General features: G+C 39.7%; 14 protein-coding genes. 13 read left to right on the top strand and 1 reads right to left on the bottom strand.

The features are described 5' to 3' along the window. Window positions 1-6: 6 nt before the first annotated feature. Window positions 7-3,831: a contractile injection system protein, VgrG/Pvc8 family gene (locus LPA49_RS06650; protein WP_230236082.1), complete on the bottom strand. Its 3,825-nt coding sequence runs from the start codon at window positions 3,829-3,831 to the stop codon at window positions 7-9. Between the two features lie 348 nt (window positions 3,832-4,179). On the opposite strand from LPA49_RS06650, the gene LPA49_RS06645 reads away from it, so the two are divergent. The 13 genes from LPA49_RS06645 (at window position 4,180) to tssG (ending at window position 19,454) form a co-directional block, all read left to right on the top strand. Further along, entirely contained in the window at window positions 4,180-4,599 is a 420-nt protein-coding gene (locus LPA49_RS06645) for a hypothetical protein (protein WP_199525356.1), read from the top strand. Window positions 4,600-4,627: 28 nt separating this feature from the next. Further along, a complete protein-coding gene (tssJ, locus tag LPA49_RS06640; protein ID WP_199525355.1) occupies window positions 4,628-5,095 on the top strand; it encodes a type VI secretion system lipoprotein TssJ in 468 nt (155 codons plus the stop codon). Then, window positions 5,095-6,435: a type VI secretion system baseplate subunit TssK gene (tssK, locus tag LPA49_RS06635; protein ID WP_230236066.1), complete on the top strand. Its 1,341-nt coding sequence runs from the start codon at window positions 5,095-5,097 to the stop codon at window positions 6,433-6,435. The genes tssJ and tssK overlap by 1 nt, the downstream gene beginning before the upstream one ends. 15 nt (window positions 6,436-6,450) lie before the next feature. Then, window positions 6,451-7,173, top strand: coding sequence for a type IVB secretion system protein IcmH/DotU (gene icmH, locus LPA49_RS06630; RefSeq protein WP_199525353.1), 723 nt, complete (start codon window positions 6,451-6,453; stop codon window positions 7,171-7,173). A gap of 10 nt (window positions 7,174-7,183) precedes the next feature. Beyond that, on the top strand, window positions 7,184-10,900 hold the full coding sequence (gene tssM / locus LPA49_RS06625) for a type VI secretion system membrane subunit TssM (RefSeq protein WP_230236064.1): 3,717 nt from the start codon (window positions 7,184-7,186) through the stop codon (window positions 10,898-10,900). 8 nt (window positions 10,901-10,908) lie between these two features. Beyond that, the gene (tagF, locus tag LPA49_RS06620; RefSeq protein ID WP_230236061.1) at window positions 10,909-11,901 is read left to right on the top strand and encodes a type VI secretion system-associated protein TagF; all 993 of its coding nucleotides are present in this window, start codon (window positions 10,909-10,911) and stop codon (window positions 11,899-11,901) included. Next, window positions 11,898-13,451, top strand: coding sequence for a TssA family type VI secretion system protein (locus LPA49_RS06615; RefSeq protein WP_230236051.1), 1,554 nt, complete (start codon window positions 11,898-11,900; stop codon window positions 13,449-13,451). Before tagF ends, LPA49_RS06615 begins: the two co-directional genes overlap by 4 nt. Window positions 13,452-13,504: 53 nt before the next feature. Next, window positions 13,505-14,026 carry a type VI secretion system contractile sheath small subunit gene (tssB, locus tag LPA49_RS06610; RefSeq protein WP_199524386.1) on the top strand — a complete coding sequence of 174 codons (522 nt, stop codon included), beginning with the start codon at window positions 13,505-13,507 and terminating at the stop codon, window positions 14,024-14,026. Window positions 14,027-14,036: 10 nt separating this feature from the next. Further along, complete coding sequence (gene tssC / locus LPA49_RS06605) at window positions 14,037-15,563, top strand: type VI secretion system contractile sheath large subunit (RefSeq protein ID WP_199524385.1); 1,527 nt, start codon at window positions 14,037-14,039, stop codon at window positions 15,561-15,563. 225 nt (window positions 15,564-15,788) lie between these two features. Beyond that, on the top strand, window positions 15,789-16,274 hold the full coding sequence (locus LPA49_RS06600) for an Hcp family type VI secretion system effector (protein ID WP_054554067.1): 486 nt from the start codon (window positions 15,789-15,791) through the stop codon (window positions 16,272-16,274). Between the two features lie 54 nt (window positions 16,275-16,328). Then, window positions 16,329-16,736, top strand: coding sequence for a type VI secretion system baseplate subunit TssE (gene tssE / locus LPA49_RS06595; protein WP_199524384.1), 408 nt, complete (start codon window positions 16,329-16,331; stop codon window positions 16,734-16,736). Between the two features lie 22 nt (window positions 16,737-16,758). After that, window positions 16,759-18,477, top strand: a complete 1,719-nt coding sequence (gene tssF / locus LPA49_RS06590) for a type VI secretion system baseplate subunit TssF (RefSeq protein ID WP_199524383.1) — start codon at window positions 16,759-16,761, stop codon at window positions 18,475-18,477. Then, the gene (gene tssG, locus LPA49_RS06585; protein ID WP_199524382.1) at window positions 18,474-19,454 is read left to right on the top strand and encodes a type VI secretion system baseplate subunit TssG; all 981 of its coding nucleotides are present in this window, start codon (window positions 18,474-18,476) and stop codon (window positions 19,452-19,454) included. The genes tssF and tssG overlap by 4 nt, the downstream gene beginning before the upstream one ends. Window positions 19,455-19,468: the final 14 nt, after the last annotated feature.

Below are 19,468 nucleotides of genomic sequence, written 5' to 3'. Positions count from 1 at the left end.
AACTCCTTAAAATCCTATATCAAAAATCGATACGTCAATAACTTCGATAAGCCCGGCGTCATTGGCTTCTTGTTGTATGCCAATATACTCTAGAGTTTTGTTCTCTTTTGCAATTTCTAACTCATCCAGCATATCTTGAATTCCTTCAACCTCTTTCACAAAATCTTTATCGCCCGCTAAGTAGCTAGGGTCTTTTGTTAGGTTACGAAGTTTATCTTGGTAATTTTTTATTATTGACTCCATATACTCTAAGGAGCCTTGTTGGGCTCTATCTTTACCAGCACTCCGACTACCCCAACTGGCATTACCGCCTTTGGCTTCGATAATTAATACTTTACCGTCTTCTGTTACATACACTTGGTCAAACTGGCCTTGTTTGCCTTTGCCGGGGAGCTTACTCGCCAGTGGTGTGGCATCTGGATAATTTTGTTTAACATAAATGCGCGCGGCTTCTTCACCAAGCGCTTCACTGGCTAAGCGCATCGCACTTTGCGCTTCTTTTAATGCAGTTGCGTTTCCGGCAAGGAGTGCGACATCACGCTTGGCTACCGCTTGATTGCGTGCTGCTTCAAACTGTTTGAGTCGCTGTTTAACGTTGTCACTTAAATTAGCATGATTTATCTTTAATTTTTGCGCTATTTTGTTAAACACATTTATTTGGTCCGACACGGGTACTAAATTACCATTTTCGTAACGTAATTTAGGGGGCTTTTTGCCATCAAGGCGGCTAATAATGACTTTACCTTCACCGTTGGTATATGCGCGGTAATTGCCGCGCATATCGTCAGATAATTCAGTGAGTAATAAATATTCAGCATGGTCTTTTGCTGACACATGCGTCGCCACAGCGTGGTTTTTACTTGGCTGTAACTGTGTATCTGGTTTGGTTATTTTGGCTGAAACAGTCGGATGTTCAGCCGTCACAGCGTGTGATAACTGTTTATTTAGCTGCTTGCGTTTAACAATTTCGGCAATCTGAGTCAGTGCTTTATTTGCTTTTGCTAAATACCGTGATTTACTTGCCAGTGAAGCGGCCGCACCCACGCCACCTGTGAGCAGTGCTAATACGACCTCAAATGCCAAAATACCTGTTAATCGTTCTTGCTCTACGTGTGAGTGGGCATCAATATACTCGTAAGGGAAACGCGCTAGCGCCAAGCGGGTTTGTTCATCATCAAGTAAAATGTAAAGTAACTCACATGCCTGAGTGAGTGATTGGGCTGATTTTTGTGAGAAAGAAACTATTGTTTCTAGCTCATATTTAACGGCTTCTTTATCACCGCGAGCAATGGCTTCTATAATTCTAAAGCAAGCAGAGTACACACTTATATTAATATCAATACCGAGTACAATCAGGTCCGCTACGCCCTCAATAAGTGATTTTGCACCTTGATAAAAACCAGTAGCATTTGCACCGAGCTCTATCATGTATTGGTTAAATAGGCTTTCTTGTTCAAACAAGGCATCTTCAATGGCCGCTTTTTGACGAACTTCATTTAGCATTGCTTCTAGGGTCTGCTTAAACTCATTACGCAGTGTAACTAAACGCTGTTCGTCATCATCAGATGAAGCAATAAAACGAACCTGACTTTGACCTTGCGGCACGTTGGCCAGTTGCGCCTTGCCATTACTGAGTGAGCCTGTGTGTTCATGGCCAAGGCTATCGATAAGCGAGTAACGAATATTGTCTTCAGCACTGCCATCTAGGTAGCAATAGCTTAAGTCTAGTGTGCATAGCGTAGTAGAATCAAGTGAGCTATCAGCCAAATCAAACGATGAAATAGTAGGCGCACGACTCACATTAAGGCTTTGTGCACTAGCTGTACTTGGGCTTTCAATATCGTAATCAACGGGGCCATCAAAATTTATAAATGTGCCATCGAGGGTGAGTATGTTGGTGGCAATAATCTCAACATTTCCTTGACTGTCGAGTTTAATTTCGCCGCCTTCGTTATGCAGGATTAAATCACCACGGCCTGAGCCAGTAATCGTGATTGACTTATTTGTTTGTAAAAATGTAGAGCCATTGGGGGCCGAAAGAGTTAAATCGCTTGAGCTGGTTTTAAGCTGAATGTCGCTTTGCGCAAAGGCTTTAATTGCGCGACCACTTACCATCGACAGAGCTTGGTGAGATTCAATGAGGGTGTTTTTTCCTTGCCAGGTTTGGCTACCAGCACTTTGCATATTGATATCGCGGTTTTGAGTGCTAAGCGAAACATTATTTTTTACATCAATAAACTGATTATTTTTAATCACAAATTGAATGTTGTCGTTCTCAGTTGTGAGGCAGAGGTCTTTGCCAGCATGTAAGTTAATGGTGCCTAGCTGGCTTATCCACTCTATAAATTGGCGGCCTGATTTTTTAGCATTGAGTTCAACATAGTGCTCACCGCCTAATGTTTGTAAAATTACTTTTGGTTCTTGTTTGTCATCATCAAACTGCAGTTCGTTTTGCGCTGCACTCACAAGTCTGTTTTGTGAATAATTTGCCGCTGTAACAACGCTTGGTTGCGATTCATTCATCGCAAACCCCATTAAAAACGTGTTATTTGGGTCGTTATTTATGCAGCCAATAAGTACCTCAGAACCACCAACTAGTGGGAAGTGCCAGCCTGTGGCCTGAGGTTGGTTTTGACATGCGTATAAAGCAAGTTGCTGAATTGCTTTGCTCGATTGAGTAACAGGCCTTGCTATTGTGTCGAAATCAGTTCGCACACGGTAGCAACCCATATCATCAATAAAACTTGATGTAGTTAGAGATTCTACTGTGGCTGGGAATGCCATAGGTTTAGCTTGGTGCGGCAACGGTTTTGCTTTAAATGGCGTACCGCGTTCGATAAATTCTGCTTTGCAGCTATAGCGCGTTAAGCCTTGATGGGTACTTTCGTCACTGGGTTGTTCACTTGTGTGATACACGCCAATACACATTAAATCAGCACTACTGCCTGTACCTGTTTGGTCGTCAATTGCAATAGAACTACCAGCATAGAGATCGCATACATTGCCTACAAGGTGTATTACTTTGTTGAGTGAAGCTAAAGCGTTACTAATGTTTTGAGCTTGAAGTGAAGCCGCTGCAGGTGTTGTTGCGCAGGGTTCAAAGTAAGATTGACTGTTACTTGCGACCTTTAAATATTGGCCATGAGCCACGCAGTCAGTGCGATCATTGTAAATTGAATGATGTACTTGGCTGTTAAAAAAACCGATATATGCGGTATTATCATCGTTATTCATACCTGCTGTGTTTTTGACTGTCACGACACCGCGTTGTAAGTATGGGCTGTTTAAATTGCTATCACTGATTACTAACAGTTCAGTGTTGTTTTTGGTTTCAAACCAAATAAACAAACCGAATTGGGCTAGTAAACGTTGTAGAAAATGCCAGTTTGTTTCCATCGCTTGTACACATTGTGGAAGATCTGGTAACGATGTGCTCACACGTAAATCAATTTGCCCTTGTGAATATCCTGCTTGGCTGGCTAAATAAAAAATAACGTCTTTTAAATTAACGCTAATAAAAACCTTACTGTTTGTGATGTTTCTTAATGTGCTTAGTCTGTCTTTAATTATTATTTTATATCGATATTTGTTTTTAAATGTACCTACTTTTTCGCATTCATAAATTATCCCAGATTGATGGCGGAAGTAATCGTCTTTATTTACAAATGTAATTAATGCACTTTGTAAAAGTAAGTTTTCGAGGAGAATGTCATGGCTGGAATCGCCAATTAATGTAAATTCAAATCCTTGATTTAGTTGCTCAAATCCATTCACTTGAGTGACATTGAGTGTAATGTTATTTACATCAATTAATAGTCGCGAGTGAGACATTTCCTTGTCCTTTTTTAACTCAATCCATTAGCGAAAAATGAAAATACACATTTATTAATAAATGTTCAATATAATAATTGTAATCGAAATTTTTTCGTCACCAGTATGTTGATAATTCCTGGTTGTTTATGTAATACGTTTTTATTAATTTTCAATATTATTGAAAGTTTATTTAAATTAATGCTTTTTTATTGGTTTTTATATTTATTGTAAATTAGTTTTATTTTTAAGCTATATTGAGTTGACATTTTAAAAGTGATCTTTGTATTATGCCCCCGATTTAAGGACGAGTGAACCCAATTGTGAAACGCAGATTATGTGTTTTTCTGGTTAATCAAGGATGATTTTATGGATAAAAAATTATTTATAAATCAAGTTAATAGCTTTTATGTATTGGCTTGGTCTCTCACTAAAAGTATCTCTTCCTTACTTGATCAGACCGGTATCCCAGCGCATCGCGTATTTTCAGAGTCGGTTATCGATCATTATTTCTTTTTTATAAATAATCCACCAAGAAATGACGGTAAAATAATTTTAATTAAAGAAAATATCATCAAGTATATTGATGAATTAATTGTTCTAAATACAAAAATAATATCTTCTGTCGATGATGTGGTCATTAAGTCTCTAGCTGTTGATAATCAAGAAAATAAGCAAGCTGGAATTTTTCCAAAATTTTTCAATAGTCGTAAATGGTCCGATTGCGCATCAGTGCGATTTAATCGAGTGATATGTCCTGTTTACGAAGAAATTCTTTGTAAAAACTAATTAATCTAATAAATCTATGAGGTTTTGAATGCGTTTTGCAATTAAAAAAGCAGTGCTAATTACTTTGCTTATGTCTTTGACTGCGTGTATGAGTACGAATGTAAAGCTTGATATCACAGCAACAGACAATCTTAATTTAAATCAATTTGATGAAGCATTACCTGTGGTGCTAAGGGTGTACCAGCTATCAGATATTCAAAGTTTTAAAACTGCAACTTTCGAAGATTTATGGAAATCAGATAAGTCAGTATTATCAAATACTTTAATCACGGTTGAAGAAAAAACAATCAACCCAGCAGAGCAAACAAAAATAGAATTTGAGCAAGCTGAAAATGCACGTTTTGTGGCTATTGTTGCCTTGTTTAGAGATCGCCAAGGAGATAAATGGAAAACATTTTACCCACTCGGCGATGGTCCAGTAAAACTATCAACATCGCTTGATGTTCTGATTACCAATAACGAAGTTCAGCTACCAGATGTCGATGAGGCTGAATAATGAATGTTAAAGGTCCAATGAAACCTGTATGGGCTGAAGGTGTGCTGCTTGCACAGCAACATTTCCAGCTTTTTGATGATTACCATGAGCAAAATCAGATTGTTAGGCAAAGCTTAATTTCGCCTTTGGCTTTTGGTTTGCACCACCTCACTATTGATGAGTCAGCACTCGCGCGGGGCATTCTAAAAGTAATTAGCTTTAAAGCTATATTAGAAAATGGCCGTTTGCTTGAATTCGATCGCCAACATAATGATGAGTTAAAACTTGAGCTCGCATCAAATGCAGATGACGTGACGGTGTATTTAGCTATCGCGGCTAATAAAGTTGTAAGCGATATTGAAGGTTATTCAGCAAGCGGGCAATTAAGTGCTTATCAAGCCGACTATATTGAGTTTAGTGATCATCATGATGCAGCCAGAAATCGAGAAGTGTTAATTGCACAGCCCAATTATATTTTGCTGACAGATCAAGATATAAAAACCTATTTTGATACGCTGGCTTGCATAAAAGTTGTTCGTGCTGAAGATGGATCATTTAAAGTCAGTAAAGAATTTGTTCCGCCATTATTAACGATACAGGCATCATTTTACTTAACAGAGCTGCTTAATCGCACAGCAAACCTAGTCAATGCTAAAGTGAATGTGTTACTAAGCCGAAGAAAAAACTTTGGTTCAGTAACTGACTTTGGTCCAAACGAAATGAATAGCTTTTTACTATTAAATGCAATGGCTCCTTCGGCAAAGCGTTTAGATCATTTGAAAAGCTTGCAACTCGTTCACCCCGAGCGGTTATATTGTGAACTTGTTGATCTGATTAGTTCTGTATCAATGTTTGAGCACAGTGACTTAGTTAGCCAGATCCCCCCTTACCAACATAAGCAGTTGACGCATGTTTTCGGCACCCTAGACACCTTACTTAGTAAGCTACTTGAAGGAGTTGTTCCTAAAAAGATGTCAGGACTTAAACTTGAAAAAGTGTCGAATGCGATTTATCAAGTTGCCACTATTGATTCTACTATTTTTGATAATAATGACTTCTACTTAGCAGTTTACTTTGAATCAGAAGATACGAAATGGATTGATACCTTTAGCGATCAGGTCAAAGTTGGTGCGAGTGAAAAACTCGAAATAATGATCGCCTCAGCATTAGCGGGTGTGCAATTAACTCATTGTCAGCGACCACCTAATAAGTTAGCAATCAAAAGTGGCTATGAATATTTTCGATTAGAAGCACATGGCTATATTTGGCAGCAAATTGTTGAAGAACAATCACTCAGTTTATTTATTCCATTTGGTTTACAGGCTGCACAAATTGAAATTGTGACTGTGGCAAGACATTAGGAAGGTAGATTGGCTATGCAAGAACAAAATACAGAACTTGATTTAATTGCCTGCATTTCTCCAGTTGTAAATGCACTCGCTCCCTTAAAACTAAAACAATCAACAGATCTTGAACTAGATGATTTTCGAGAACAATTATTAACGAGCTTTGATGAATTTGAACGTAATTGCTATACGCAACAAGTGACAACCAGCGTTATGCAAGAAGTTAAATTTGCACTCACAGCAATGTGTGATGAGTTTGTAATGAGCTCAGGAGCGCATTTTAGAATGGAGTGGATGTCTAGGCCTCTGCAACTTGAGTTTTTTGGCAACAATAGAGCGGGTGAAGAGTTTTTCGAGCGACTAGCAAAACTTCGCACTGGCGGTGAGCCCAAATTTCCTGCTCTGGAAGTTTACTACATCTGTTTACAGCTTGGTTTTGAAGGCATCTATAAAGTTAGAGGTATTGAACAGCTTAAGGCTTTAATTGTTGATATACGTGCGCAAATTGAAGATGTGCGAGGCACTCCACGTGGTCAATTATCTGATAATGGCGTCCCTCTTGAAGGGTTCGCCATGAAAGTTGGCCGAAATATACCTTACTGGGTGATTGTATCTATATGCCTCGCGTCAATCGTTTCGCTTTTTGCTGGCTTTCATTTTGTAATTAACAAGCAGGCAACACAAAGCACTCAACGAATAGACAACCAAGTTGAAGTACTTACTCAATTGAACAAAACCAACGAGACTCGATAGGACAAAAGTAATGCAAGGAAGAGTGAATAAAAGTGGCCTAGTGCACTTTTTACTGGGCTTAGTGTCATCAAGAGCGACCGGTCAGTTAATTGGGTTGATTGCTGTTTTAAGTATAGTTTGGTTTGCTGGCCGTATCGTTGGCTTAGACACAACGGATAAAAAACTTTTTGCAATGGCCGCTGTAACAGCCGTTTTTATTGTGTTTATATTCATTCGTTGGTTATGGACCAAACGCTCGGGTGATAAATTAGCATCAGAACTAGCAAGCCATAATGCGGGCTCGAGTGCTGAACTAGATGAAATTAAAGAAAAAATGCAAGAAGCATTAAGTTCATTGAAAGCATCCCATCTTGGTGCCGGTTATCGCGGTAATACGGCTTTGTATGCACTTCCTTGGTATATGATCATTGGTCCATCTGCAACGGGTAAAAGTACATTATTCGCTAATTCTGGTCTGCATTTTCCTTATTCAAACTCAAATGAACTTCATATCCAAGGTTTTGGTGGTACACGTAACTGTGACTGGTGGTTTTCTGATCAAGCTATTTTGATTGACACGGCAGGGCGTTATACCACCGAGCAATCAGAAAACAAAGAATGGTTATCGTTTTTAAGCTTACTAAAGAAATACCGTCCCAAGTTACCAATCAATGGTGTGATGGTCGCTATTAGTGTTGCAGATGTTTTAACCTCTGACAGCGAAGAAATTCGTCAGCATGTAAAGTTGGTTCGAGAACGTATTGAAGAACTGATCACGCAATTAGGGGTTATTTTTCCGGTTTATATTACCTTTACAAAAACCGATCTGATAAGCGGTTTTGAGCCATTTTTTAATGATTTAACCGAAAAAGAACGCGAACAAGTTTTTGGTGCCTATTTACTAGATATAAGTGAAGATCAGCAAAATGATCCTGCTGAAATGTTCGAAGTTCGTATGGAAGAGTTGTATCAGCGACTTTGCGAACAGCGTTTAAGTAAAGTGGCTCGTGAGCGTAATGAACACCGTAAACAGTTAATTTTAGATTTTCCAAACCAGTTCAAATCTGCATCAACAAAGTTAACTGAGTTTGTTAATTTGTTATTTAAAGCAAATCCGTATCAAGAGGTTCCTTGGTTCGCTGGCGTGTACTTTACTTCAGGCACGCAAGAGGGGACTCCGATTGAGCGCGTAACCAATGGTGTACGTGACCAATTTGGTGCTGTTGTCGTTGAACAAAAACAGGAAAGCATTACGCAAAGTTATTTTATCAATCGTGTATTTAATGATGTAATTTTTAAACTGCAAGACTTAACCCGTGGTAATCGTAAAAAACGCTTGGTTGGCCGTTGGTTAAAAGGTTTAACAGTAACGTCGGGCTTGGCAAGTATCGCGGCGGTTACAGCATTATTAATCACTTCTTATACCAGCAACCAATTGTTGCTTAACCAAGGGGAAGTGCATGTTAAAGCGATTGTTGAAGCGAATGTAAATAAAGCGAAAGATGAGCAAAAACTAGCTGCAACACTAGATTTATTTGAGCATTACCAATCACTTAAAAACTATGAAAAGCAGTTGCCATGGTATTTTATTTTTGGGATTTACGAAGGTGACGAAACGCTCGATAGTGTTGCAAAAGTTTTATTTAATCAATTGAATCAGTTGATTACTTTTCCTGCAGAAAAGCAAACACTAGCAAAGCTTAAAGAATTTGAAAATATTTGGTCAGCTGATGATGCAGATGCAAGAGCAGCGAGCCGTCAAGCATATTATGACGCTTTAAAACTGCACCTAATGCTCAGTGCTTACCCTGAACACAAAGATAATGAGTTCGCTAAAGAGCAGTTGCTCGCCTTTATTAGCCAGCATTTTAACATTGATATTGAAGCACAAACTGACTCACCTATCACAACACAACTAAGTGCATTAGTTGATTTATATTTAGCCAATATTAGTACTGATATAGAAAACCCAGGTCAAATCCTATTTTGGCAAAACAATGAAACGGCAGTGCTAAATGCGCGTAATAGCCTAAATACTCAACCAGAAGCAGAGCCTCTGTACCAGCAAATTATTAGTAGCTTTGCTGAGCGTAAAAAAGCGATTCAGCTTAAACAGTTCATGGCAGCTAAAAATCGTGATGTGCTTAGAAGTGATTTTAGTGTTCCTTATGTGTATACAAATGCAGGTTGGCAAGAATACGTTTATCCAGAAATTCAGAGGATATCTCGTCTCGTTTTCTCTGGTGATTGGGTCATGGGCACTAGCAACGAAAGTGGCCAAAATGCGGTTGATGAAGCGCAGGCAGATGCATTAGCAAAAGCAATACGTACATATTATTTTAAAGATTATGCTAATACGTGGTTTACGTTCTTAAAGAGTATCAAAGTACCTGTTTTTAAAGACTTAAATGATGCAAGTATTAACTTTGCTCGTCTTTCCTCTTCAGATGGTCCCTTTATAGATTTAATGACATTATTGAAAAACAACATTGTTGTTGCTGATAAACCATCTGCGGTCACCAAAAATAACGAAAAAATTGCAACGTTACTTTCTGGTGCAACAGATAGTGCAACTAAAAAAGTAGCAAAAGGCAAGCTAGCTAAGCAAGTTACTGAACGTCCTGATTTTGCGCAAGTGAACACTGTAAGAGCACCAGAACTTGAAACACGTTTTGCTGACTTACGTCGATTCTCACAACACGATGAAGACAAAGCTATGTCAGATTACATTGGGCAGTATATTAGCTCACTAAGTAGTATTCATTCTGATATTAAATCCATGGCAGCAAGCAATGAAGACGATGCACAAGCGATGGTGTTTATTCAAGATTTATTATCGGGTAATAGCCAAGAAAATGCGCTGCAATCATCTTGGATCATCATTGAAAGTCAAACACGAGCTCTCGATCCAGAAACTAAAGATACCCTCGATACACTATTTAAAGCCCCCCTGCAGTCTGGTATTTCGAGCATTATGGCTAAAGCCCGCAGTCAGCTAAACGAAGAGTGGGAAAATCAGGTTTATACAATGTACAGCAACAGTATTGCTGGAAAATACCCATTTAATTTAACTGGGCCAGATGCTGCAATTGCCGATGTCTCTGAGTTTTTAAACAGTGAAACAGGGGTACTTTGGAATTTCATTAATAGCCAATTAAAACCATTTATGAAGGTACGCCGTGGGGTATGGGAAGAAAAACAATGGAATGGCGTTGGTATTGGCTTTAGTCAAGAACTACTCGATGGCATTACAAAAGCAAATAAAGTAACACGATCTTTATTTTTAAATGGCGTAGACGCTGCTGGGTTTAATTTCCAAATGATGCCTGTGCCACAAAAAGGTATTCGTGAGACATATTTGGGTTTTTCAGAACAAGGTTATCGTTATCGTAATGAGCCAGAAGAATGGCGAAACTTTTCTTGGCCTGGCCGCGGTGCAGCAGAAAAAGCGATTTTATATGGCCTAGATAATACGGGTCGTAGACTAACAATAGAACAAGATGGCCCTTGGGCATTACTAAAAGTGCTTAACGAAGCCAATGTGAAATGGATTAAAGGGACTGAGTTTTTAGCAACTTGGGAACTGGTGGATAAATCAGAGCAAAGATTAACGGTTCAATTCTCATTAAAATCAGGTCGAAATAGCGGTATTTTTTCAAAATATATGCTGACCTCATTTGCGCTACCAAGTTCATTGTTTGCCCCCAAACCTCAGCTTGCTCAAGCTAGTAGAGCATTGGTTCAGTAGGGGCGGGTATGTTTAATTTATTTACCAAGAAAAAGCAGCCAATGCTGGTCCAGCAGTTTGCCTTCGGGTATATGGGCAAAACACCTGTGAGGCCTGATTTTGTTAAATTGAATATCTCTTCACGCGAATCAGTTTCATTTGATCACTGGTTGCAAGAAGGGTTTGCAAATATAAATCGTGGGGTAATAGGCGGAAAAACTACGGCATTGAATGGTGTTGCCTCATTATTTTTTGTGTCAGGAAATAGTGATGACAGTAGTTTACTAGGTGTATTGCAGCCAAGTGCCGATAGCAGTGGCCGTTTTTATCCATTTAGCTCATTTATTTATAGCGGACTTGAGACCTACAAGCGTCATCCTGCATTTTTGTTTTTGTTTGCAAGTCATGTCATTGAGCACTTATTAGGCGTGAATGATCGTATAGTTCAGGCGAACTCTATTGATGCAATGGCTGAACAAGCTAATTCGTATAGCAAAGTAGCCGATGCACTGAAACATCAACCTAACTTGAATTTAGAACTGGATAAATTACGCAGTATCCCAATGAGTGTTGTGTGGCAGCATTTGGGAATTAATGATATTCACCGAAGAGCAATATTAATTGAAGAGCTCTCTGCGGTGTTAAAGTCGATTGCTAATCGTGGGTGTTTGCGCACGCAATTTGGTATTCGCCTTCCTATGCCTTCATTTACACATGAAAGCGCGTTAGTTGCAGGTTTTTGGTTGCATTTAATTGCCTCTATGGTTGCGGATCATAATTGGCAACCCTGGTTTTTTTATCAATTAGGTAGCCAAAATAACCCGCCAAGTCTAACGGTATTTTGTCGTCCTGTACCTGCGTCGTATTTTGGCTCAGTGTGGCTTGCGGAAGATAAATCAAACGATATCGTTGATCTGGTTAATTTGTCACTGGATCAAGTGCCGAGCGAGTACAGTCTTAATTTTGCAGATATGGACAATATGAGTGTTTATGATGCTTTAAGAAGGTGGTGCAAAGCATGAGCCTTATAATTCCTCATACTCACAACAGCTGGCAAGAGTGGCTTGATGACCTAAGCAGTCCGTTATCTGGATTAGCGTGTGGTGAAGATCTTAAATATGAAGAAACGTTTAAAACATTAAAAGCCTCATCATCAGGTGTTGGTGAAGTTGACTTTAAAGTCATGTTTATTCAAGCCACTGACTTATTGCAAAACCAAAGTAAAGACTTACGTATTGTGAGCTACTTATGCTTAGCGGCAACCAGTGAGTTTGGTGTTATTGGTTTAACCTATTCTTTAAAGCTTTTAAATCAATTGTTAGCTCGCTTTACAGAGCAGGTTCATCCACTCAAAGCGCGTATGCGCAGTGCTGTTAATACGTGGTTTTTACAACAACAAGAGCGACTAAAAGGCATTTCTCAAGGGCAGAATTCAAGCCCAGAGCAGTGGGCTGAATTAGAAAACGTACTTGCAGAGTATAATCATGTATCAGTACCAATGCTCGACGCGGAATCAGGGCCCCTATCAACCCTTAATGAATGGGTCTTAGAGCAAATAAAGCGAAATCCTGTCGTTAAGCCAGTGCCTGAACAGGAGCCTAGCGACCTAAAACCAGTCACTCAAACTGCTACTGCAGAGCCTATTTCACAAGGCAGTCAGACTAAAGCGATGAGTGCCGTCCCTAAAGTTACAGAAATTGCTAGTGACACGACTTATTTAGCTGCGATACGAGAGCTTCTTAACTTTGATAAAGAGCACAATAATTTTGAGCGTGTTTTAAAGCTTTCTCGTGCTGCACGCTGGTCTGGTTTAGCTATTCCTGCTAATGACAATGGTAAAACACGTTTACCCGCTCCCCGTGCAGCGGCATTTGCACCAATCGAAAATGCGCTTGCTGCTGAGCAAGCTGAACACGCATTGTTGCTTGCTGAAGGTCTATTTATGGAAGGGGCAATGCAATTTAATTTGAATTTGCAAATGCTAACAATCGCGGCACTAAAACAACTCAATAAAGTGAAGTTAGTTCAATGGTTAGAGCAGCAGCTTGTTGGGTTAGTTAATCACTTTCCGTTATTAACAAATTTACAGTACGACGATGGTTCGGGGTTATGCAGCCCTGCCAATAAAGAAGCGTTACGGGAAATTGCTAATGCGCAGGCTACTCAAAATGATTCTCAGCAATCGCAAGTTAATTTGTTCGATGAGCAATATAAAGCCTTATGCGAAGAAGTTGCAAAAGGGCAGCTCAGTAATGCGCTTAGCCTCGCAGCACAACTAGCTACGCCAACCGGATTTGATCAAGCACAATGTCAGTTACTTAAGGCAAAGTTGCTTATTAAGGCTGAGCACTACGAACATGCTTTAGCCATTTTAACCGAATTACTCGAGCAAATTGAAACCTATCAATTAGCGAAGTGGCAACAACCGTTTTGCATGGAAGTATGGCGTTTTGCCAAGCAATGTTATGCCAACTTGTCCCAGACAGAGAGTGATGACATGAGTTTAGCTGCTAAGCAAATTAGTCAGCGAATGATGGTTACGAACCCTGCGCAAGCAATTGCTTGGGTTTAACCACGCCGAATTGGAATTGAGTCGTTAGACAAACAAACTGCAAAGGAAGAAACATGACAGATACATTTCAAAAAGAGATACCACGAGCGCGGATCAATATCTCGCTAGAGCTTGATACAGATGGGGCATCACAAAAGAGTGAATTACCTCTAAAAATGCTGGTTATTGGTGACTATTCAAATGGCCAAAATAGCCAAGAACTAGCTGAGCGTGAACGCGTGACCATCAATAAAAATAACATTGAACAAGTGTTAAAAGATATTGCCCCTAAAGCCAATTTTCAGGTCAATAATAAAATAAAAGGCGATGGAGAAATCAACGTTAATTTGCAGTTTGATTCATTTAAGTCATTTGATCCAGAGCAAGTTGCAGCGCAAGTCCCTGAGCTAAATAAGATGATGGCAATGCGTAATTTATTGCGTGATTTAAAGTCAAATCTTCTTGATAACTCATCGCTTAGAAAAGAGTTGGAACGTGTTTTACAGAACCAACCTGAGCTTGATGAATTAAAAGCGAAGCTAGATGAAATAGCGCCGCTTGCATCAGAAGACGAAAAACAACCTGTGACTGAATAAGGACGTTGCCATGTCAATGCAAGAACAATTAAATGTAGCGGCTCACACTGTTGAGCAAGCACCGGTATCAACCTATGAGAATTTATGCAGTATGGTTGATATTGCTCCCGTAGGTAGCGAAATTAAGCTAGATACTTTTCGTGATGCAAGCAACTTAGCCGAGACTCGCGCTAACGAGCGACTCACAGCAGCAATTAACGTATTTTTAGATATGGCTGGCACGAGTGGTGAATCAGTTACTCGTATCGATAAGCTATTATTAGATGATTATATCGCAAAAGTAGATACGATCATTTCACAGCAACTGGATCAGATATTACATCATCCAGATTTTCAAAAAGTTGAATCAGCGTGGCGATCATTACGTTACTTAATTAACCGTACGCCTAATAACGCGAACATCAAAATTGAAATGCTAGATGTTGATAAAGAAACACTGCGCGATGACTTTGAAGAAGCGCCTGATACTACACAATCAGCACTTTATAAGCACGTTTATACCTCCGATTATGACACCCCAGGCGGTGAACCAGTTTCGACAATGGTGTCTAATTTTGAGTTTGATTGTTCTGCACCTGACGTATCGTTACTACAAGAAATTTCACGGGTATCAGCTGCCGCACATTGTCCGTTTATGGGCAGTGTAGGGCCTAAGTTCTTCTTGAAAGATTCACTTGATGAAGTATCTAAAATTCAAGATATTGGCTCATACATGGAGCGTGCAGAGTTCTTACGTTGGAAGAACTTTAGAGAGTCAGAAGATTCACGTTACATTGGTTTAGCATTCCCACGTTTCTTATTGCGTTTACCGTACGGTGAAACAAATCCAATTCGTAATTTTAACTACCAAGAAGATGTAAACAGTCAGCACCATGAGCGTTATTTATGGGGTAATGCAACGTTTGCATTTGCGGCAAACATTATTCGCAGTTTTCATGATAATGGTTGGGCGGTCAATATTCGTGGTCCGCAGTCTGGTGGTAAAGTAGAGAATTTACCTCTGCATTCATTTGAAGCAGGAAAAGGATCGGAAACTAAAATACCTACCGAAGTCCTTATTTCAGAAACGAAAGAGCTTGAATTTGCTAACCAAGGCTTTATTCCACTTAGTTATTATAAAAATTCTGATTTTGCCTGTTTCTTTTCTGCAAATAGTGCACAAAAACCGCAAGTGCTAGAAACACATGAAGCCACTGCAAATGCACGTATTAACTCGCGTTTACCATATATTTTCTTGGTGTCTCGTATTGCTCATTATTTAAAAGTGCTACAGCGAGAAAATATTGGTTCTAGCAAACCTCGCCATGAGCTAGAGCAACAACTCAATGATTGGTTAGGCGCGTTGGTTACTAAGATGAATAACCCTGACGAATCATTAATAGCTACCCACCCATTAAAAGATGCAAAAGTAACAGTGTCTGAAATTCCGGGTAACCCTGGCTATTACCGTGTAAGCACCTACATTGTCCCACACTTTCAAGTTGAAGGGATTGATGTTCGTTTAGCGCTTGTAGGTCAGATGCCTGGGGAAAAATGAACTGCCAAGCCGCCGATGAAACGGATTTAAGCAGGCTGTATACAAAGACGTCAATTTGGTGAGTAGCTGGTTGGTGTAACAGAATTGTCCCAAGTTGGTTGCACCCAACTTGGGACATGTTCCCCAGTGGCATGAAGCATCGGGCTTTTTGGGGGGCATAAACAAGGTTGTTTATGCCTATGCCATCTAATAGGAAACAATTCATTCTAAAAGGAGAATAATGAAATGGCAATTCCAGCGTATATGTGGTTAAAGGATGACCAAGGTAATGACATCAAAGGTTCTGTAACTGTTGCAGAGCGTGAAGGTTCAATTGAGATCCTACACTTTGATCATGAACTTCGCATTCCTACAGATAACGATACAGGCGAACTTACAGGTACGCGTAAGCACGAACCTTTTGTTATTACAAAAGCGGTTGATGCAGCAACACCGTACTTGTACAAAGCGTGTTCAAACGGTCAAACATTAAAGCAACTTGAGCTTAAATGGTACCGTATTGATGACACAGGGACCGAGCGTGAATATTTCTGCCACAAGTTGGAAGATGTAAAAATCACCTCAATTTTACCAACAATGCATAACGTAAAAGACTTAGACAAGGAGCGTTATCCGCACCTTGAAACAGTTAGCCTACGTTATAAGCGCATTACGTGGACTTACCTTGATGGCAACATTGAGTTCTCTGACTCTTGGACTGAAGGTCGATAAGTCGAGAAACCTAAAGGATATGCGAGAGCATATCCTTTTATTAGAGGTAAGTTTATGGCGTTATTCGATTTTTTAACTCAACCTGTCACACGAACGGGTAGTCAAGGTTTTCAAACTGATGAGCAACATAGTGTTTGTAAACATTTGAATGAACTTCTTAATGCACGTCGTGGTGTTTTAAAACACTTAGCAGATTACGGGCTCCCCGATGTCGAGGATATCTATGAAGGCTTACCCTATTCTCAGCACACTCTGGCGTTTGAAGTTAAAAAATTGATTGAGAAATACGAACCCCGCGTTCGCTATGCCAATGTTATTCCAATGGAAATTCGTGAAGAAAATTGCGTAATTAGGCTTGATATTCAAGCGTTTCTAACATCAGGTCAGTGCATAAAACTCAATACACGATTTGAGTCAGGTGGTAAAGCCGATGTAGTAGAGCATGCCAAGCAATTTGATTGATTTAGCGTAAAAGGATAAAAAAATGCAACAATATTTTGATGCTCAAATGCGTTTATTAACTCAAGCAGGCAAACAATTTGCGCAGCATTACCCGGAGCATGCGGGCATGCTGAATATTGATGCACTCAAAGATCGTGATCCTCATATTGAGCGGTTACTTGAAGGTGTTGCGTATTTAACTGCGCATACTCAAAAGCGCTTAGATGAGTCAGTACCAGAAGTATCAGAGCAAGTGTTGCGTCAACTCTGTCCAATTTTGTTAAGCTACTACCCTTCTAGCACAGTTGTGAAGTTTAACCCTAAGTTAGCAATGCAAAAATCGCATCTAATAGAAAAAGGGCTTACTTTGAGTGCTGAAAAGTCTGTAGTCGATAATAAAAATATCACTTTTACTACCACCCACGATTTACAGCTAAGCCCACTTGATGTGGAACATGTGCGCTATCAAGAATCGCATTTAGGTTCAGAGCTTCGTGTTGGCTTACGTTTTGTGTGTCAAGGGGAGCGGAAAAATTACGACTTATCAAATCTACAGTTTTATTTACGAGGTGACACGCCTTTATGCAGCTCGTTGTTTAAGTTATTAAAAACAGCAGAGCAATTTACAGAGATAGATTTTGGGCCATCACATTTTGAGCACAACAAAAAGTTAAAAGTGAAGGGATGTAGTGCAAGCTACTTAGATATTGATGGCGCTTTGTTACCACATGCCGAACAAAGTCATCCGGGTTATGCGTTACTACTTGATTATTTTAATGCCAAAGATCGTTTTTACTTTATGCGTTTTAATGGCTTAAAAGATTTTACTTTACCCGAGCATATCGACCGATTTGAGTTAGTGTTTAGAGGCAGTAGTAAACTTCCACCGGGACATCAACTCAGCCGTGATAATATTTTACTTAACTGTGTGCCAGCGATTAATTTGTTTGCACAACCAGCTGAGCCTATTCGTATTGAGTCTAACCGTACAGATTATATGATCACTGCTGATCAAAATCGCACCGATCATATATTTAGCTATACCATTAATGAGGTAAAAGGGCGCAACTCGTTAAGTGGTAAGTCATATGATTACACGCCGCGATATCAAAGCGTTTTTGAAGACGAAAAAAAGCTTTTTACTGTTTTAACAAAAGATGTTGGTGCCGCTGCACCTTGCCATTATCTACAGTTACCTTTTAACTTAGAAGAAGAAAAAGAAACCTTATCAGTTGATTTAACAGTGTTTAATGCTGGTTGGCCAAGGCAACTATTACAAGAGGGCGATCTGAATATTGGTGGCCCTAGCATGCCCAGTATTGCCAATGTTGAAAATGTTATTCGGCCAACAAACTATTTACCTTGCCCTGACCAACCAAAGCATTGGCAATTGATCAGCTTATTAAATGTAAAGTTTTCGCAAATAACACAAGTTACTGAATTAAAACGTTTACTTGTACTATTTGACTGGTCAAAAAAAGCAGAAAATCGTTTACGTATTGATAGTATACAAAAAATTACTGCCACCCCCATAAGCCAAATTAAACGCGGTATTTTCATTAAAGGTGTTGATGTACTGATTGACATTGATGAGAGTAAATTTGTTTGTGATGCTGACCTATACCATTTTTGCAATATGTTGCATCAGTTCTTTTTGATGTACGCGCCAATCAATGAAAGCGTGCAAACTCGCGTTAATGCGATTCCAAGTTATAAAACTCATTGCTGGGAAATTGAACCAGGAAAGAGCTACCAGTTATGAATATGTACGAATCAACTAAGCACCCAGTATGGGCAAAGCTACCAGTACCTATTGAAAAGCTTATTGCAACTCCTTGGCAGTTTAACCTGTTTAAGGCGATGAGCCTTATAGAAAAGCACTGGGCAACGCCCTTAGAGCTTGAAAAAGGCATCAGTGAGCGAGTGCTGTTTAAGCCTTACAAAGAGCTAGGCTTTCCTGCCACAGATGTTCGAAGCTGTGAGCTAGATAATCAAGGGCGCGGCCGTTTAAGTTTATCGACTTCATTTTTAGGCTTGTATGGCGTAGATGCACCTATGCCACATTATTTACTAGAACAGGCCGCAAGCGATGAGCAAAGCGGCGGGCGAGTTAGGCAATTTTTAGACATGTTTAACCATGTACTTTATTGCCAACTATTCCAAGCATGGAAAAAGTCACATATTAATGTTGAGGGTCGTGGAGCTGAGCAATTTGACCACTTAATAGAGGCTATTTTATCAAGCAAAACTGAGCAAAAGGTACAGTGCGGTATCGCGAGCTTAAAGCAAACTAGTGCTGCGGGCTTAGCGCAATTACTTCGTCACTCGTTGGATGTTGAGCAACTGTGTGTTGATGATACGCGCGCGAATTGGCAACAAATAGATTCACCAAGTTCATTTGGTAAAGATCAACAAATGGTGTTAGGCGAGTCAGCTGTACTGGGTGAGCGAGTGCTGGTGAGTGGCAGTGTACTGACCATAGTTATTGGTCCTGTCGATTCTGAAACAGCGATAGCGCTTAACCCTCAACACTCGCAAGGTAAAAAAATGGCAGCCATGCTAAGCACGCACTTACCGAGTAATGTGCAATGGATTTGCCAAATAAAAGTAGCCAATAAAGCTGTGAAAGAACAGGCCATAGGACAAAGCGTTTTATTGCTGGGTCATAACTCTTATTTGGGGAGTGCTGAGGAAAACATCAGCGTTCACAGCTACACACATCAACAATATCAACATTAAAAGTAATCAGGATT

The organism is Pseudoalteromonas sp. MB41 (assembly GCF_020966275.1).
GTDB lineage: Bacteria > Pseudomonadota > Gammaproteobacteria > Enterobacterales > Alteromonadaceae > Pseudoalteromonas > Pseudoalteromonas lipolytica.
Note: the sequence above shows the minus strand (reverse complement) of the source record. Positions and strands in the feature narration are given on the sequence as shown.

Excerpts from the sequence above, each read along its gene's own strand:
- tssM (WP_230236064.1), top strand. The coding sequence starts at position 7,184 with ATGCAAGGAAGAGTGAATAAAAGTGGCCTAGTGCACTTTTTACTGGGC.
- icmH (WP_199525353.1), top strand. The coding sequence starts at position 6,451 with ATGCAAGAACAAAATACAGAACTTGATTTAATTGCCTGCATTTCTCCA.
- LPA49_RS06600 (WP_054554067.1), top strand. The coding sequence starts at position 15,789 with ATGGCAATTCCAGCGTATATGTGGTTAAAGGATGACCAAGGTAATGAC.
- tssG (WP_199524382.1), top strand. The coding sequence starts at position 18,474 with ATGAATATGTACGAATCAACTAAGCACCCAGTATGGGCAAAGCTACCA.
- tssJ (WP_199525355.1), top strand. The coding sequence starts at position 4,628 with ATGCGTTTTGCAATTAAAAAAGCAGTGCTAATTACTTTGCTTATGTCT.
- tssC (WP_199524385.1), top strand. The coding sequence starts at position 14,037 with ATGTCAATGCAAGAACAATTAAATGTAGCGGCTCACACTGTTGAGCAA.
- LPA49_RS06615 (WP_230236051.1), top strand. The coding sequence starts at position 11,898 with ATGAGCCTTATAATTCCTCATACTCACAACAGCTGGCAAGAGTGGCTT.
- tssE (WP_199524384.1), top strand. The coding sequence starts at position 16,329 with ATGGCGTTATTCGATTTTTTAACTCAACCTGTCACACGAACGGGTAGT.
- tssK (WP_230236066.1), top strand. The coding sequence starts at position 5,095 with ATGAATGTTAAAGGTCCAATGAAACCTGTATGGGCTGAAGGTGTGCTG.
- tagF (WP_230236061.1), top strand. The coding sequence starts at position 10,909 with ATGTTTAATTTATTTACCAAGAAAAAGCAGCCAATGCTGGTCCAGCAG.
- LPA49_RS06650 (WP_230236082.1), bottom strand. The coding sequence starts at position 3,831 with ATGTCTCACTCGCGACTATTAATTGATGTAAATAACATTACACTCAAT.
- tssF (WP_199524383.1), top strand. The coding sequence starts at position 16,759 with ATGCAACAATATTTTGATGCTCAAATGCGTTTATTAACTCAAGCAGGC.
- LPA49_RS06645 (WP_199525356.1), top strand. The coding sequence starts at position 4,180 with ATGGATAAAAAATTATTTATAAATCAAGTTAATAGCTTTTATGTATTG.
- tssB (WP_199524386.1), top strand. The coding sequence starts at position 13,505 with ATGACAGATACATTTCAAAAAGAGATACCACGAGCGCGGATCAATATC.